Genomic DNA, 15,088 nt, shown 5'->3' with positions numbered 1-15,088 from the left:
GAGACTCCTATCAGGCGTTACCTGGCTCAGCGTCAACTGCATCTTCACCTGCTGCGCTAGGCAGACGGATTGGACGAACAGGGACGACTGTCGAGATAGCGTGCTTGTAGACCATCTGGCTGACGGTGTTTTTCAGCAGGATCACGAACTGGTCAAACGACTCGATCGTGCCTTGAAGCTTGATACCGTTGACCAGATAGATGGAAACACCCACTTTCTCTTTACGTAAAGTATTCAAGTAAGGGTCTTGTAGCGAATGCCCTTTTGACATGTGCCGCACTCCTTTAAGGATCAATAATAAAAAATCGGAAAATAGATAACTTATGGCCGTCACACCCCCAAGGATAGACGGCTATTGCAAGGACTCAGCTCAATATGGAGACCGTTCCCAAGTATTTCAAGGCGCGTGACAGATTGTCGCTGTCCAGGCTGTCCAGCCAGTGCAAGTCGCTCCAGCTGCGCAACCAGGTGAACTGGCGTTTCGCCAATTGGCGCGTGGCAATGATGCCGCGCTCCTGCATTTCGGCTGACGTCAGCTTGCCATCCAGATGATCCCAGACTTGGCGATAGCCCACAGCACGTATCGAAGGCAACCCTGGATGCAGGTCACCTCTGGAACGCAGTGCTACGACCTCGTCGACAAACCCCTGTTCCAACATAATTGTGAATCTTTGTGCAATTCGATCATGCAGCACCTGGCGATTTGCCGGAGCGATGGCCAGATTCGCCACAGTATAGGGTAATTGTGGCTGTCCAGATGCGCCTGCGTCAGCACTTTGCGCACTTTGTTTCAGCCGATGTTCAGTCATGGTCTGGCCGCTGACACGCCAGACTTCCAAGGCACGCGTGAGGCGCTGGGGGTCATTGGGGTGGATGCGTGCAGCAGATACCGGGTCCACGACCGCCAACTGCTCGTGCAGGGCTTGCCAGCCAAGGCGTACAGCCTCTTCCTCAAGCTCGGCGCGCACCAAGACGTCGGCGGGCGGCATGTCCGCCAGGCCTTCCTGCAAAGCCTTGTAATAGAGCATCGTGCCACCTACCAGCAGCGGAATATTGCCGCGTGCGGTGATTTCGGCCATGGCCGCCAGGGCGTCGGTACGGAAATCCGCCGCCGAGTAGCTCTCGGAGGGATCAATGATATCGATCAAACCATGCGGATACTCAGCCAATAGCGCTTTGGAAGGCTTCGCGGTGCCAATATCCATGTCCCGGTAAACCAGGGCAGAGTCGACACTGATCAGCTCGCACGGCAGCACCTTGGTCAGCTCGATGGCCAGGTCGGTCTTGCCGGCGGCCGTTGGGCCCATCAGGAAGATCGCGGGGGGCAAGGCACTCATCAACGGCCGCGCAAGAACAGTTTGTCCAGATCGTCCAGTCCCATCTGGGTCCAGGTCGGTCGGCCATGGTTGCATTGACCGCTGCGCTCGGTGTTCTCCATATCGCGCAGCAGGCCGTTCATTTCCGGCAGGGCCAGGCGGCGGTTGGCGCGGATGGCGCCGTGGCAGGCCATGGTGCCGAGCAGTTCGTTGATGTGCGCCTGGATGCGGTCGCTGGTGCCGTATTCCATCAGGTCTGCCAGTACGTCGGCGACCAAACGGTTAGCCTCGGCCTGCTTGAGTAACGCGGGAATCTGGCGGATGGCCAGGGTTTCCGGCCCCAGTCGTTGCAATTCAAAGCCAAGCTTCTGGAACACAGCATGGTGCTCTTCGGCACAATCTGCCTCACGCTGGCTGACCGCAAGGGATTCCGGCACCAGCAACGGCTGGCCGCTGAGGCCTTCGCTGGCCATGGCAATCTTCAGGCGCTCGTACATGATCCGCTCGTGGGCGGCATGCATGTCCACCAGCACCAGGCCGTGGGCGTTTTCCGAAAGAATGTAGATGCCCTTGAGCTGCGCCAATGCATAACCCAGCGGCGGAATATCACCGCCACCCTCCGGCAAGGCCACAGCAGCGCCAGGCTCGGCCCCGGGCAGCGGCGCGAAAAACTCGCGATATGCCGCCTGGGCCTCGGCCACTGGCACTGCCGACTGCGGGCGTGGCGTGTATTGGTACTGGTAACCCGCACCCGAGCCAGAACCCGGCGTGGTGTACGACGGCTGCGGCTGTGGCGATTGCAGCAGGTTTGCCGCCAGGCTCATTTCGCCCTGAGGGCCGAACTCACCCGCTTCCGGGCCGCTCGGGCGGACCATCGCCGTCACAATCGGTGCCGACAGTTGATCATCCGGACGCACATCACCCAAGGTGCGGTGCAAGGTGCCGTAGAGGAAGTCATGCACCATGCGCCCATCACGGAAGCGCACTTCGTGTTTGGTCGGGTGCACATTGACGTCCACCACCGATGGGTCGACCTCGAAGAACAGCACGAACGTCGGGTGCCGCCCATTGAACAACACGTCGCGGTAAGCCTGACGCACCGCGTGGGCCACCAGTTTGTCGCGCACAGCGCGGCCGTTCACAAAGAAGTACTGCAAGTCCGCCTGACTGCGGGAGAAGGTCGGCAAACCGACCCAGCCCCAAAGCCGCAGGCCATTACGCTCGATTTCAATCGGCAGCGCCTGCTCCAGGAAACCCGCGCCACAAATCGCCGACACCCGGCGCGCGCGCGCGGCGTCATCATGGGCTTCATGCAGGCTGAGGATGGTCTTACCGTTGTGGCGCAGGTGGAAAGCCACGTCGAAACGGGCCAGGGCCAGACGCTTGATGACTTCTTGCAGGTGATCGAATTCGGTTTTTTCGGCCTTGAGGAATTTGCGCCGCGCCGGGGTATTGAAGAACAGGTCGCGCACCTCTACCGATGTACCGACCGGATGGGCTGCCGGCTGAACCCGAGGCGCCATGTCGCGGCCTTCGGTTTCCACCTGCCAGGCTTGGTCGGCGTCACGGGTGCGCGAAGTCAGGGTCAGGCGCGCTACGGAGCTGATCGAGGCCAGGGCCTCACCGCGAAAGCCTAGGCTCATCACGCGCTCAAGGTCTTCCAGGTCGCGAATCTTGCTGGTGGCATGACGGGCCAGGGCCAGCGGCAGGTCATCGGAGGAGATGCCGCTGCCATCGTCACGTACGCGCAGCAGCTTGACGCCGCCCTGCTCCACATCGACATCAATGCGCTTGGCACCTGAGTCGATACTGTTTTCCAGCAGCTCCTTGATCACCGACGCCGGGCGCTCAACAACCTCGCCCGCAGCGATCTGGTTAGCAAGGCGCGGGCTCAGCAGCTCAATGCGCGAGCCGCTGTTCAGGGTGGACTCACTCATTACTGCGCCGCCAATTCAGTGCCAGGGATGGTCAACACCTGGCCGACTTTCAACTCATCCGTCTTCAGTTTGTTAGCACTGCGCAAGGTAGCGGCCGACACTTGAAAACGCACCGCCAGCATGGCCAGAGTATCGCCCGGCTGCACGCGATGGTCACGCGGGCCTTGGGCGATTTTCCCCGAGTCACGCAGCCAGGCGATGTAAGTGCCCGGCGGTGGGTTCTGCTGGAAGAACTGGCGAATACCGGCGCTGATGGAGCGCGACAGGGCCTGCTGGTGGCTGGCGCTGGCCAGCTTCGAGGCTTCCTTGGCATTGGAGATGAACCCGGTTTCTACCAGGATCGACGGGATGTCCGGCGACTTCAACACCATAAATCCTGCTTGCTCCACACGATGCTTGTGCAGCGAAGTGACTCGACCGATATTGCTCAAGACCTTCTGGCCGACGTTCAAGCTGGAGGTCAGCGAAGCCGTCATCGACAGGTCGAGCAGCACCCCCGCGAGCATTTTGTCCTTGTCATCGAGGGACACGTTGCCGGCGCCGCCGATCAAGTCGGAACGGTTTTCACTGTCGGCCAACCAACGCGCGGTCTCGGACGTAGCGCCGCGATCCGACAGGGCAAACACCGAAGCACCGAATGCAGCGCTCGAGGGCGCGGCGTCGGCGTGAATCGACACAAACAGGTCGGCGCCTTTCTTACGGGCGATTTCAGTTCGGCCGCGTAACGGAATGAAGTAGTCGCCGGTACGGGTCAGCTCGGCGCGGTAGCCTTTCATGCCATTGACCTGGCGCTGCAGCTCACGGGCGATGGCCAATACCACGTCTTTCTCGTGCTGGCCGCGCGAACCGGAAGCACCTGGGTCTTCACCGCCGTGGCCGGCGTCGATCACTACAATAATGTCGCGCTTGCCTGCCGGGGCCGGTGGCGGCGGTGGCAGCTTGACCTGGGGTTGCGACGGACTCACCGGGACTGCCGGCACCGTTGCCACGCTTGGCGTTGGGGCCGGCGGCGGCGCGGCATCGGCGGCGTTATCGAACAGGTCGACCACCAGCCGGTTGCCATATTGGGCGTTTGGCGTCAGCGAGAAGCTTTTCGGCGTTACAACCTTTTTCAGGTCGATCACCACGCGCAGGTCAGTGGGCGTGCGCTGGGCCGAGCGTATAGAGGTAATCGGGGTGTTGGCAGTGGATACCTTCAACGGCGCGGCCAGGGTCGCGCCGTTGATGTCGATCACCAGGCGATCAGGAGACGTGAGAGTAAAGACGCTGTGCTGGACCGGGCCAGACAGGTCGAACACCAGTCGCGTGTTATCCGGCGCTCGCCACAGGCGAACACTTTTCACCTGTGAAGCAGCCAGAGCATTGACAGTCATTGCCGCAAGCAACACCCCCACGACAGCAACCAACGCGCGAAAGCGCATACCTAACCCCACCAATTATTTGAATTCCAATGCCAAAGCGGCGCACCACGACTGGCCGCGCGCGCTCTGGGGCAACAACTTCAACTGACGTCCGTGCTCATGCGGCGTAATGGTAATGGTCAGGTCCGGCTTTGGCAAAAAGCCTGTGCCTTTATCTGGCCACTCAATGAGGCACAACGCATCTTCATCGAAGTAATCACGGATGCCCATGTACTCCAGCTCTTCGGGGTCTACCAGGCGATAGAGGTCGAAGTGGAAGGCGCGTACTGCACCGATCTCATAGGGCTCGACCAGGGTGAACGTCGGACTCTTCACCGCCCCCGCATGACCCAAACCACGAATAATCCCCCGCGACAACGTGGTCTTGCCCGCCCCCAAGTCACCTTCAAGGAAGATCAGCCCGGCACCGGCCGTGACCTGGGCGATGCGCTGACCGAAGGCAACCATGGCGTCTTCATCGGCCAGGAAAAGAATTACTTCAGGCACGGCGACTGTTCCTCCAACAATTGACGAATGGCGGGTATCAGATCGCTCGCAGCCAGCCCTCGTCCAAAAGTACCCTGACGGTCCCCCGCCGTGGCGTGCAACCAGACGGCCAGGCAGCTTGCTTCATAGGCATGAATGCCCTGGGCCAGCAGTGCGCCCACCAGGCCGGCCAACACATCGCCGAGCCCTGCCGTTGCCATCGCCGGGTGGCCTTGGTCACATCGCGAAACACGTCCGTCTGGGCCGGCAATCAAACTGCCAGCACCCTTGAGGATAGTCACTGCGTTGAATGTCTGGCTCAACGCGCGCGCCACCTTAAGGCGATCGGCCTGGACCTCGGCTGTCGAAATGCCCAACAAGCGCGCGGCCTCCCCTGGATGCGGGGTGATCACGCAGTTGGCCGGCAGAGCCACCGTGCCGGTGGCGAGTTGATTCAAGGCGTCGGCGTCCCAGACCTGCGGCTGCTTAGCGTTTGCGGCAGCAGAAAGCAGGCTTTTGCCCCAGGAGGCGTCTCCGAGCCCTGGCCCGATCACGATGACCGAGATCTTTTCCAGCAAGCCCATTAATTGATTAGCCGAGCTGACCCCCACGGTCATGACTTCCGGCAAACGCGCCAACGCAGCAGGCACATGCTCCAGGCGCGTTGCCAGGGACACCATGCCGGCGCCACTGCGCAAGGCACTTTCGGCGCTCAACAGCGCAGCGCCGCCAAAGCCGCGGTCACCGCCAATGACCAGCAGGTGGCCGAACTGACCTTTATGGGCGTCCGGGGAGCGCGCAGCCAGTTGCGGCAAATGGCCGGGCAACAGGGTCTGTACGTCGGTTATTGCGTGTTTTGTCTGCGGCATGCGTCTTCAAGCTCCGATGTCTGGCAGAATTATACCTATCTAACCTGTGGTTTCCCGTGTCTCATGCCCGCCATTACCTCCGATCTGCCCGCCCTCGCCCAATCAATCAAAGACTGGGGCCGCGAGCTGGGCTTTCAACAAGTCGGCATCAGCGGCCTGGACCTGGCCGAGCATGAGCAGCACCTGCAACGCTGGCTCGACGCGGGCTACCACGGCGAGATGGAATACATGGGCGCCCACGGCAGCAAACGCTCCCACCCCGAGGAGTTGGTGCCGGGCACGTTGCGCGTCGTCTCGCTGCGCATGGATTACCTGCCAGGCGATACGCAGATGGCTCAACTGCTGGCCCAGCCAGAAAAAGCCTACATCTCGCGCTACGCCCTGGGCCGCGACTACCACAAACTGATTCGCAAGCGCGTGCAGCAATTGGCTGACCGCATCCAGGCGCAGATCGGCCCCTTCGGTTTCCGTGCCTTTGTCGACAGCGCGCCGGTGCTGGAAAAAGCCATCGCCGAGCAAGCTGGCCTGGGCTGGATCGGCAAAAACACCCTGGTGCTCAATCGCAAGGCCGGCAGCTACTTCTTCCTGAGTGAGCTGTTTGTCGACCTGCCGCTACCGGTTGACGCCCCTCACAGCACCGAACACTGCGGGCGCTGCACCGCGTGCCTGGACATCTGCCCCACCAACGCCTTTGTCGGCCCCTATGTGCTGGACGCGCGGCGTTGTATTTCCTACCTGACCATCGAGCTCAAAAGCGCCATTCCTGAAGACTTGCGCCCATTGATCGGCAACCGAGTGTTCGGCTGCGATGACTGTCAGATCGTTTGCCCATGGAATCGTTTCGCCCGCGCCACCGCAGAAAGCGATTTCAAGCCACGCCACAACCTGGATAACGCAGAACTGGCCGAGCTGTTTATGTGGGACGAGGATAAATTCCTCAGCAGCACCGAAGGCTCGCCGCTACGTCGCGCCGGTTATGAGCGCTGGCTGCGCAACCTCGCGGTGGGCCTGGGCAACGCGCCGTCGAGCATTCCGGTACTGGAAGCCCTTAAGGCGCGGCGGGACTACCCGTCGGAGCTGGTGCGCGAGCATGTGGAATGGGCGCTGAACCAGCACGCCACCCGCTAGTGCACGTCGTCGTTGTAGACGAACTTGGGCATTTCCCAGTGAAAACGGATCGCCAGCAGGCGCAATAGAAAGCCGCTGAACAGGGTCAGGAGTATTGCCTGTTCGCTGGGCAGCTCCAGATAAAGGCACAGCAGGTAAAACCAGGCGGCGAGGAACGACACGCTGGCGTACAACTCGCGGCGGAAAATCAACGGAATGTCGTTGCAGAAGATGTCCCGCAGGATGCCACCGAACACGCCTGTAATCACGCCGCTGACCGACGCGACCAGCATGCCGTGGCCCATTTCCAAGGCGGTCATACAACCGATCAACGTGAACGCCACCAGGCCGACGGCGTCCAGCGCCAGGAACAACGAGCGTAGGTGGCGCATCAGCGGCGCAATAAAAATCGTCACTAACGCCGCGATGGAGGTCAGCACCAGGTATTCCGGGTGCTTGACCCAGGTCAGCGGATAATGGCCTAGCAACACGTCGCGCACCGAGCCACCGCCCAACGCCGTTACACAGGCGATCAGCACCACGCCAAACCAATCCATGCCACGCCGGCCGGCGGACAGGGCACCGGTCATGGCTTCGGCGGTGATGGCGATGAGGTAGAGCATCAGCAGCATGGTGGCGATCCTTGCGATTAGGCCGGCAGTCTAATCATTTGGTGGTGGCACCAAAAGGGGGCACTAGTCGAAAGACCGAGTCGACCCTATCGCAGGACCAGGCGCCACAGACTCAAGCCTTGATGAAATGCTGACGGTAATGCTGCAACTCGGCAATCGACTCGCGAATATCATCCAGCGCCAAGTGGGTGCTGCCTTTATGGAAGCTGTCTTTGACTTCCGGCGCCCAGCGCGCAGCCAGCTCTTTAAGCGTCGACACATCCAGGTTGCGGTAGTGGAAGTAACTCTCCAGCGCCTTCATGTGCGTGTAGAGGAAGCGACGATCCTGGCAGATGCTATTGCCGCAGATCGGCGACTTGCCCTTCGGCACCCATTTTTCCAGGAAGGCGATGGTTTCAGCTTCGGCTTCGGCCATGCTGATGCGGCTGTCGCGCACGCGCTGGGTCAGGCCAGAGTTGCCGTGAGTGCGGGTGTTCCACTCATCCATGGTGGCCAATACGGCATCGCTGTGGTGGATGGCGATCACCGGACCTTCGGCCAAGGTGTTGAGGTTGCTGTCGGTGACAATGGTCGCCATCTCGATGATGACGTCAGTGTCGGGGTTCAGACCGGTCATTTCCAGATCGATCCAAATCAGGTTCTGTGGGTTTTGCATGGCTTGATTCTCTTGGCACCTTGGCGTAGCTGCGCAGTTTAGCAGGCAGGGCCGTGCTAGACTCGCGACCGTTTCACCTAAACCTTTGCATTATCGACACGGAACACCAATGGCCAAACGCCAGCTCAATCGACGCCAAAACTGGCGCATCGAAAAGATTCAAGGTGAGCGCGCCGCACGCGCCGCCAAACGTGAATCCTCCGCCGTAGAAGCGCTCGAGGGCGGCGACCTGGGGCCCGAACAGACGGGCCTGGTGATCGCGCACTTTGGTGTGCAGGTCGAAGTCGAGGCGCTGGAAGGCGAACTCGCAGGCTCGGTCTCCCGCTGCCACCTGCGCGCCAACCTGCCTGCGCTGGTCACCGGCGACAAAGTGGTCTGGCGTGCCGGCAACCAGGGCATCGGCGTGATCGTCGCCCAGTTGCCGCGCAACACCGAACTGCGCCGCCCCGACAGCCGTGGTCAACTCAAGCCGGTAGCGGCCAACGTCGATATGATCGTGATCGTGTTCGCGCCGTTACCTGAGCCGCATGCCAACCTGATCGACCGCTATCTGGTAGCAGCCGAACATGCCGGCATTCGCCCGCTGTTGCTGCTGAACAAATTCGACCTGATCGACGAGCAGAATGCCCCGGCGCTAAATGCGCTGCTGGCGGTCTACCGCACGCTGGGTTACCCGGTGCTGGAAGTCTCGGCGCATCACGGTAACGGCATGGAACAACTGCAACAGCAGTTGGACGGGCACATCAGCGTGTTCGTTGGCCAGTCGGGCGTGGGTAAATCCTCGCTGGTCAACAGCCTGTTGCCGGAAGTCGACACCCGCGTGGGCCCGCTGTCGGAACTGTCCGGCCAGGGCACCCACACCACCACCACCGCGCGGTTGTTTCACTTCCCCGGCGGCGGTGAGCTGATCGACTCCCCAGGCATCCGTGAATTCGGCCTCGGCCACGTCAGCCGCAGCGACGTGGAAGCGGGCTTCATCGAATTCAATGACCTGATCGGCACCTGCCGCTTCCGCGACTGCAAACACGACCGCGAGCCAGGCTGTGCGCTGCTCAAGGCGCTGGAAGATGGCCGTGTGCAGCAGCAGCGGATGAACAGCTATCGGTCGATTATTGCGAGTCTGCCGCAGAGCACTCACTAAACTGCTCCCCGAAGGTAGATACAACAAGGCCGCGATCATCGCGGCCTTGTTGTATGTGGACATCTACGAACCCGTACCAGGCACCGTAGGATCCTTCACGCCACCATCATCAAACAAATTCAGCTTCTGACGCAGCTCATGCGCCGGCAACGGCTCCTGCCCTGGCGGTATGGCGTTCGGGTCGGCCGGTACTTCACCCGGCGCACCTGCGCCTGGGGTGGGTTGCGGCGCCGGCGGCTGATCACCTTCAATCGCACGCTGGGCCTTTTTGGTCAGCACCACGATATCGATACGGCGGTTGGACGGGTTTAACGGGTCTTGATGATCAAACAGCTGCGAGGAGGCAAAACCCACCACGCGTGCCACTTGCGGGTCCGGGTAGCTGCCGGCCACCAACACGCGGCGTGCAGCGTTGGCGCGATTGGCCGAGAGTTCCCAGTTGCCGAAGTCGCCCTGGACCGCATACGGCTTGGCGTCGGTGTGGCCGCTGATGCTGATCTTGTTCGGCACCGTTTTGATGGTGTCGGCCATGGCCAGCAGGATGTCTTCAAAGTACGGCTTCAGGCGCGCGCTGCCGGAGTCGAACATCGGCCGGTTGGCCGCGTCGATGATCTGGATGCGCAGGCCTTCAGGCGTGATTTCGAACGAAATCTGATCCTTGAATTTCAGCAGTTGCGGGTTTTCCTCAACCTTGGTCTGCAACTCTTGAAGCAACAGCCCAAGGCGTTCCTGCTCGACCTGCTCAGCCATGGATTCGACAGTGTCGCGCTCGATCGGGATTTTTTCCTGCGGCGCTTCGGTCTTGACCTCTGGGTTAATGGTGCGCTCAGGCGCCAACTGCGGCGAACCGCCCAGGTCGATCACGAAGGGCGTGCCGCTTTCAGAGAAACCAATCGGGTCTTTGAAGTAGCCGGCGATGGCGATTTTCTGTTCGGGGGTGGCAGTGGACATCAGCCACAGCACCAGAAAGAACGCCATCATCGCCGTCGCAAAGTCGGCGAAAGCGATTTTCCAGGCACCGCCATGGTGCCCCGCAGCGAAGCGCTTGACGCGCTTGATGATTATCGGCTGGCTGTTTTCCATGGCTTAGCGACCGCGAACCGCTTGTTCCAGCTCGGCGAAGCTTGGGCGATGTTTCGGGTACAGCACCTTGCGACCGAACTCCACCGCCAGCGAGGGCGGCACGCCGGAAGCGGAGGCTACCAGGCTGGCTTTGATCGATTCGTACAGGTTGATTTCTTCCTTGGCGTCATGGGCCAGCGAGGTGGCCAGCGGGCCGAAGAAGCCGTAGGCCGCGAGAATACCGAAGAAGGTACCTACCAGCGCCGCACCCACGTGCATACCGATGGCTGCCTGGTCGCCTTCGCCCAGGGAGGCCATGGTCACAACAATACCGAGTACCGCCGCAACAATACCAAAACCCGGCATGCCGTCGGCGATGCCTGTCACCGCGTGAGAGGGATGCTCCAGCTCTTCTTTAAGGCTGAACAATTCCATGTCGAACAGGCCTTCCAACTCATGGGGGGCCATGTTGCCGGAGGACATGATGCGCAGGTAGTCACAGATGTAGGCGGTCATGCGCTCATCTTTGAGCACGGCCGGGTACTTGGCGAAAATCGGACTGGCCGAGGCGTCTTCGATGTCGGCCTCGATGGCCATCATGCCTTCGCGGCGGCTTTTGTTGAGGATCTCGTAGACCAGCCCCAATACCTCCAGGTAGAAGGTGTGGGTGAAGCGCGAACCGAACATGCTCAGGGATTTCTTGACCACGTGCATGGTCATGTAGCCAGGGTTCGCCTGCAAGAATGCGCCGAACGCCGCACCACCGATGATCAGCACTTCGAAGGGCTGGATCAGCGCAGCAATTTTACCGTGGGACAGGACGTAGCCACCTAGCACACTTGCGATGACGACGATGATGCCGATAATTTTAGCCATAGGAGATGAGTACTTGCGCCGTCGGGTTCATGGACATATTGGGGGGGAACTGAAAACTCTTGTTCCTCTTATCGGCAAAACTGCGCCAGACTATAGCCCGTTAAGGCGAAAAGCCAGTTCGGCCCGCTCCGGGCGTGTTGACCGCAAGTGATGATCGCGCCCCAATCATGGCTAATGAAACGACAGTCCCAACTGCAAAACCTACTTCTCTCGCCGCTTGGATCAAGCGCCTGGACGATGTGCTGCTGCCTGTTCCCCAGGCCAGCCACGACCGCGTGTGCAAAGGCATCCGCGACAGCCGCAGCTCATTACGAGATATTGCCGAGCTGATGCAAGACAGCCCGGCCCTCGTGCTCAGCGTGATGCGCGAAGCCAACAGCCACACCCATGGCAGCCTGGCGGAACCGGCGGAAAACCTCGAAGTGGCACTCAACCGCCTGGGCCTCAAGCGCGCCGAGGAACTGTTGGCGCGCCTGCCTTCGGTGCCCGCCAACGAGATTCCCGTGGCGCTGCGCCAACTGTTGTTGATAAGCCAGCACGCTTCGCAGCAAGCCAACGGCTTGTTTGGCAGCCGCCTGGCACGACTGTGGCAGGACATTCACTGGGGCAGCCTGCTGTTTCTATCGCCGCTGTGGCCGATGGCGGTCGCCTACCCCAAGCTCCTGGAAGAATGGGAGCTGCGGGTTATCCACAAAGGCCAGCCAGCCCGTCAGGTCGAGCAGGAATTGTTCGGCGTGCGCCTGCTGGACCTGTGCGTCGGCCTGACCGAAGCCTGGCACCTGCCGATTTGGGTCTCCCAAGGCTACAAGCTGCTATTGAGCGAACAGCGCTTGCTGGTCAAGGCGTTGCATATCGCCCGCGAAGATGACCCGCTGCACCATCAGCAATTGCTCGACGCCGAACCCAACCTGCGCCGCTGGCTGAACCAGCCGGCCAATACCGTGTTGCTGGCCAACGGCTTGGCGATGTCGGCGCAAGAGTCCTGGACCTGCCCGCACACCGAGCGCTGGCAGCTCCTCACTGCGCTATACCTGCAGCAACCCCTGGGCGAGTTACAGCAACACGTCCATCAACAAGCCGTGACCAGCGCCCGCAGCACGCTGATGCCCGACCTGTGGCACCCGGCGCTGTCACTGATCTGGCCCTGGCATGTGCAGAAGATTCATCGCGGCCTGCTGCCGGCACCGCCGCCTACCGCCGAGTCGCTGGCCGTCTGGCGTAAACGTTGTACAGAACTGCTGGTAGAGCCGAGCCGTTTTGCCAACGCGATGCACCTGACCACCTGCGCCAAGGAGGCCCTGGTGGCCAGTGGCATGCAACGGGTCATGCTGCTGATGACTGATCGCGCCCAGAGTACTTTGCGCGTGCATCAGGTCGACGGCCTGCCAAAGGACGCCGCTAACCTGAGCCTGGACGTGGTCAACAGCACACTGCTGCAGCGCCTGCTGGAAAAGTCCGCGCAGGTGCGTCTCAACCCTGAAAACCACGCCCAGTTCTCAGCCTTGCTGCCACCGATCCTGCGCCGCCTGTTTACCGGTGAACACCTGCTACTGCGCTCCTTGAGCTGCAATGGCAAGGTGGTGATGCTGATGGTGGCCGACCAGGGCGGCGGACCGTTCTCGGAAACCACCGTGCAGGCCTTCGGCAAAACCGCCCAATGCATCGAGAAAGCCCTGCTCTGCTTTACCAACCGCAGCGCCTGATGCTTGCGCTACAATCGCCCTCTTTATATCGCCTACATTTGTGCCCAGGAGACCTCACATGCCTGACTTCTCTGGCTTGCCGCTGGTGATCGAACCCAGCGACCTGCTCGGTCAACTGGATGCCGAACACCTGATTCTGGTGGACCTCACCAGTGCCGCCCGCTACGCCGAAGGGCATATCCCCGGCGCGCATTTCGTTGACCCCAAGCGTACCCAATTGGGCCAGGCGCCGGCACCCGGCCTGCTGCCCAACAAGGCGGACCTGGAGAAGCTGTTCGGCGAACTGGGCCACACCCCGGACGCGACCTACGTGGTCTACGACGATGAAGGCGGCGGCTGGGCCGGGCGGTTCATCTGGATGCTCGACGTGATCGGCCATCAGAAATACCACTACCTGGATGGTGGCCTTCTGGCCTGGCTGGAAGAGGAACGCCCGGTCTCCACCGATGTACCCGCCCCGGTCGACGGCCCGGTCAGCCTGACGCTGCACGAAGGCCCCACCGCCACCCGTGAATACCTGCAAAGTCGCCTGGGTGCTGCCGACCTGGGCATATGGGACGCACGCGGCCCGCTGGAATATTCCGGTGAAAAAGTCCTCGCCGCCAAAGGCGGGCACATCCCCGGTGCCGTGAACTTTGAATGGACTGCTGGCATGGACCCGACACGCAATCTGCGTATCCGCCGCGACATGCCGCAGATCCTCGAAGGCCTCGGACTGACCAAAGATAAAGAAATCATCACCCACTGCCAGACTCACCACCGCTCTGGCTTCACCTACCTGGTGGCCAAGGCACTCGGTTATACGCGAGTCAAAGGTTATGCCGGTTCCTGGGGCGAATGGGGTAACCACCCCGACACCCCCGTCGAGATTTAAGGTTTAAGGACAGTTATGAAAAAGCAGTTGTTTATCCTCAGCCAGTACTTGCTGCCACACCACTTGCTATCGCGCCTGGCCGGCTGCATCGCCGAGTGCCGCGTGCGCTGGTTCAAGAATGCCTTCACCACCTGGTTCGCCAAGCGCTATCAAGTGGACATGTCCCAGGCGCTGGTTGAAGACGTGACCGCCTACGAGCACTTCAACGCCTTCTTCACCCGCGCACTGAAAGACGGCGCGCGCCCACTGGATCAAACCCCAGGCGCGGTGTTGAGCCCAGCCGATGGCGCGGTCAGCCAGCTCGGCCCGATCGAACATGGCCGCGTGTTCCAGGCCAAGGGCCACAGCTTCAGCGTGCTGGAGTTGCTGGGCGGCGATGCCGCTGTAGCGGCGCCGTTCATGGGCGGCGATTTCGCCACCATCTACCTGTCGCCAAAGGACTATCACCGGGTGCACATGCCACTGGCCGGTACCCTGCGCGAGATGGTCTACATCCCGGGCCGTATCTTCTCGGTGAACCAGACCACCGCCGAAAACGTACCAGAGCTGTTTGCACGTAACGAACGTGTTGCCTGCATTTTCGACACCGAACGCGGCCCGATGGCCGTGGTTCTGGTGGGCGCGATGATTGTGGCGTCCATTGAAACCGTGTGGGCCGGCTTAGTGACGCCGCCGAAGCGTGAGCTGAAAACCTTCCGTTATGACGAAGCTGCGCGCGCGCCGATCCACCTGGAAAAAGGTGCGGAGCTGGGCCGCTTCAAACTGGGGTCGACGGCGATTGTGCTGTTTGGGCCGGATCAGGTGAAGTGGGCGCAAGAGCTGGTGGCAGGTACGCCGGTGCAGATGGGCCAAGGCATCGCTGCACCTAAAGCCTGACAAAAAACCCAATGTGGGAGCAAACCCGCTCTTATCAAACAAAAATTAACTCATTGTTTTTGCTCTTAAAATTTAAGCCGCTTTAACCAGCTGCAATCCCAGTTTGCGTGCCTTGCGTTCCAAGGCGCGCATCTGCCGATCACGGCTTCTTTCT

General features: G+C 60.9%; 15 protein-coding genes. 5 read left to right on the top strand and 10 right to left on the bottom strand.

From position 1 onward, the window contains the following. Window positions 1-10: 10 nt before the first annotated feature. From hfq to AACY08_RS22560, 6 genes are all read right to left on the bottom strand, one after another. Window positions 11-271 carry an RNA chaperone Hfq gene (gene hfq, locus AACY08_RS22585; RefSeq protein ID WP_049710299.1) on the bottom strand — a complete coding sequence of 87 codons (261 nt, stop codon included), beginning with the start codon at window positions 269-271 and terminating at the stop codon, window positions 11-13. Window positions 272-365: 94 nt separating this feature from the next. After that, entirely contained in the window at window positions 366-1,337 is a 972-nt protein-coding gene (gene miaA, locus AACY08_RS22580) for a tRNA (adenosine(37)-N6)-dimethylallyltransferase MiaA (protein WP_339471473.1), read from the bottom strand. Further along, window positions 1,337-3,253: a DNA mismatch repair endonuclease MutL gene (gene mutL, locus AACY08_RS22575; protein ID WP_370468023.1), complete on the bottom strand. Its 1,917-nt coding sequence runs from the start codon at window positions 3,251-3,253 to the stop codon at window positions 1,337-1,339. Before mutL ends, miaA begins: the two co-directional genes overlap by 1 nt. Then, entirely contained in the window at window positions 3,253-4,674 is a 1,422-nt protein-coding gene (locus AACY08_RS22570) for an N-acetylmuramoyl-L-alanine amidase (RefSeq protein ID WP_339471472.1), read from the bottom strand. Before AACY08_RS22570 ends, mutL begins: the two co-directional genes overlap by 1 nt. Window positions 4,675-4,689: 15 nt before the next feature. Beyond that, a complete protein-coding gene (gene tsaE / locus AACY08_RS22565; RefSeq protein WP_049710303.1) occupies window positions 4,690-5,160 on the bottom strand; it encodes a tRNA (adenosine(37)-N6)-threonylcarbamoyltransferase complex ATPase subunit type 1 TsaE in 471 nt (156 codons plus the stop codon). Then, window positions 5,148-6,008 carry an NAD(P)H-hydrate dehydratase gene (locus AACY08_RS22560; RefSeq protein WP_339471471.1) on the bottom strand — a complete coding sequence of 287 codons (861 nt, stop codon included), beginning with the start codon at window positions 6,006-6,008 and terminating at the stop codon, window positions 5,148-5,150. Before AACY08_RS22560 ends, tsaE begins: the two co-directional genes overlap by 13 nt. Window positions 6,009-6,071: 63 nt before the next feature. On the opposite strand from AACY08_RS22560, the gene queG reads away from it, so the two are divergent. Then, window positions 6,072-7,136: a tRNA epoxyqueuosine(34) reductase QueG gene (gene queG / locus AACY08_RS22555; RefSeq protein ID WP_049710305.1), complete on the top strand. Its 1,065-nt coding sequence runs from the start codon at window positions 6,072-6,074 to the stop codon at window positions 7,134-7,136. Here queG and AACY08_RS22550 read toward each other — a convergent pair. Together AACY08_RS22550 and orn are read right to left on the bottom strand one after the other, a co-directional pair. Next, window positions 7,133-7,747: a trimeric intracellular cation channel family protein gene (locus AACY08_RS22550; protein WP_069075149.1), complete on the bottom strand. Its 615-nt coding sequence runs from the start codon at window positions 7,745-7,747 to the stop codon at window positions 7,133-7,135. The genes queG and AACY08_RS22550 overlap by 4 nt on opposite strands. Window positions 7,748-7,859: 112 nt before the next feature. Further along, window positions 7,860-8,402: an oligoribonuclease gene (gene orn / locus AACY08_RS22545; RefSeq protein ID WP_339471470.1), complete on the bottom strand. Its 543-nt coding sequence runs from the start codon at window positions 8,400-8,402 to the stop codon at window positions 7,860-7,862. A 109-nt stretch (window positions 8,403-8,511) separates the two neighbouring features. On the opposite strand from orn, the gene rsgA reads away from it, so the two are divergent. After that, a complete protein-coding gene (rsgA, locus tag AACY08_RS22540) occupies window positions 8,512-9,543 on the top strand; it encodes a small ribosomal subunit biogenesis GTPase RsgA (protein WP_339415645.1) in 1,032 nt (343 codons plus the stop codon). A gap of 63 nt (window positions 9,544-9,606) precedes the next feature. Here rsgA and motB read toward each other — a convergent pair whose 3' ends face one another. Beyond that, on the bottom strand, window positions 9,607-10,626 hold the full coding sequence (gene motB / locus AACY08_RS22535; protein ID WP_339471469.1) for a flagellar motor protein MotB: 1,020 nt from the start codon (window positions 10,624-10,626) through the stop codon (window positions 9,607-9,609). A 3-nt stretch (window positions 10,627-10,629) separates the two neighbouring features. Next, on the bottom strand, window positions 10,630-11,481 hold the full coding sequence (motA, locus tag AACY08_RS22530) for a flagellar motor stator protein MotA (RefSeq protein WP_339471468.1): 852 nt from the start codon (window positions 11,479-11,481) through the stop codon (window positions 10,630-10,632). A 167-nt stretch (window positions 11,482-11,648) separates the two neighbouring features. Here motA and AACY08_RS22525 point away from each other — a divergent pair, with 167 nt between their 5' ends. The 3 genes from AACY08_RS22525 to asd are packed head-to-tail and all read left to right on the top strand — an operon-like array spanning window position 11,649 to window position 14,934. Next, a complete protein-coding gene (locus tag AACY08_RS22525; RefSeq protein ID WP_339471467.1) occupies window positions 11,649-13,184 on the top strand; it encodes an HDOD domain-containing protein in 1,536 nt (511 codons plus the stop codon). A 58-nt stretch (window positions 13,185-13,242) separates the two neighbouring features. Beyond that, window positions 13,243-14,058 (top strand): rhodanese-like domain-containing protein, encoded by an 816-nt coding sequence (locus AACY08_RS22520; RefSeq protein ID WP_339471466.1) that lies wholly within the window; start codon window positions 13,243-13,245, stop codon window positions 14,056-14,058. 15 nt (window positions 14,059-14,073) lie between these two features. Then, window positions 14,074-14,934, top strand: a complete 861-nt coding sequence (gene asd / locus AACY08_RS22515; protein WP_339471465.1) for an archaetidylserine decarboxylase — start codon at window positions 14,074-14,076, stop codon at window positions 14,932-14,934. The last annotated feature ends 154 nt before the right edge of the window (window positions 14,935-15,088 follow it).

The sequence above is a fragment of the Pseudomonas sp. EL_65y_Pfl1_R83 genome, assembly GCF_963970695.1.
Classification (GTDB): Bacteria; Pseudomonadota; Gammaproteobacteria; order Pseudomonadales; family Pseudomonadaceae; genus Aquipseudomonas; species Aquipseudomonas tritici.
Note: the sequence above shows the minus strand (reverse complement) of the source record. Positions and strands in the feature narration are given on the sequence as shown.

Excerpts from the sequence above, each read along its gene's own strand:
- AACY08_RS22550 (WP_069075149.1), bottom strand. The coding sequence starts at position 7,747 with ATGCTGCTGATGCTCTACCTCATCGCCATCACCGCCGAAGCCATGACC.
- AACY08_RS22570 (WP_339471472.1), bottom strand. The coding sequence starts at position 4,674 with ATGCGCTTTCGCGCGTTGGTTGCTGTCGTGGGGGTGTTGCTTGCGGCA.
- motB (WP_339471469.1), bottom strand. The coding sequence starts at position 10,626 with ATGGAAAACAGCCAGCCGATAATCATCAAGCGCGTCAAGCGCTTCGCT.
- hfq (WP_049710299.1), bottom strand. The coding sequence starts at position 271 with ATGTCAAAAGGGCATTCGCTACAAGACCCTTACTTGAATACTTTACGT.
- rsgA (WP_339415645.1), top strand. The coding sequence starts at position 8,512 with ATGGCCAAACGCCAGCTCAATCGACGCCAAAACTGGCGCATCGAAAAG.
- asd (WP_339471465.1), top strand. The coding sequence starts at position 14,074 with ATGAAAAAGCAGTTGTTTATCCTCAGCCAGTACTTGCTGCCACACCAC.
- mutL (WP_370468023.1), bottom strand. The coding sequence starts at position 3,253 with ATGAGTGAGTCCACCCTGAACAGCGGCTCGCGCATTGAGCTGCTGAGC.
- AACY08_RS22560 (WP_339471471.1), bottom strand. The coding sequence starts at position 6,008 with ATGCCGCAGACAAAACACGCAATAACCGACGTACAGACCCTGTTGCCC.
- orn (WP_339471470.1), bottom strand. The coding sequence starts at position 8,402 with ATGCAAAACCCACAGAACCTGATTTGGATCGATCTGGAAATGACCGGT.
- AACY08_RS22525 (WP_339471467.1), top strand. The coding sequence starts at position 11,649 with ATGGCTAATGAAACGACAGTCCCAACTGCAAAACCTACTTCTCTCGCC.
- AACY08_RS22520 (WP_339471466.1), top strand. The coding sequence starts at position 13,243 with ATGCCTGACTTCTCTGGCTTGCCGCTGGTGATCGAACCCAGCGACCTG.
- miaA (WP_339471473.1), bottom strand. The coding sequence starts at position 1,337 with ATGAGTGCCTTGCCCCCCGCGATCTTCCTGATGGGCCCAACGGCCGCC.
- queG (WP_049710305.1), top strand. The coding sequence starts at position 6,072 with ATGCCCGCCATTACCTCCGATCTGCCCGCCCTCGCCCAATCAATCAAA.
- motA (WP_339471468.1), bottom strand. The coding sequence starts at position 11,481 with ATGGCTAAAATTATCGGCATCATCGTCGTCATCGCAAGTGTGCTAGGT.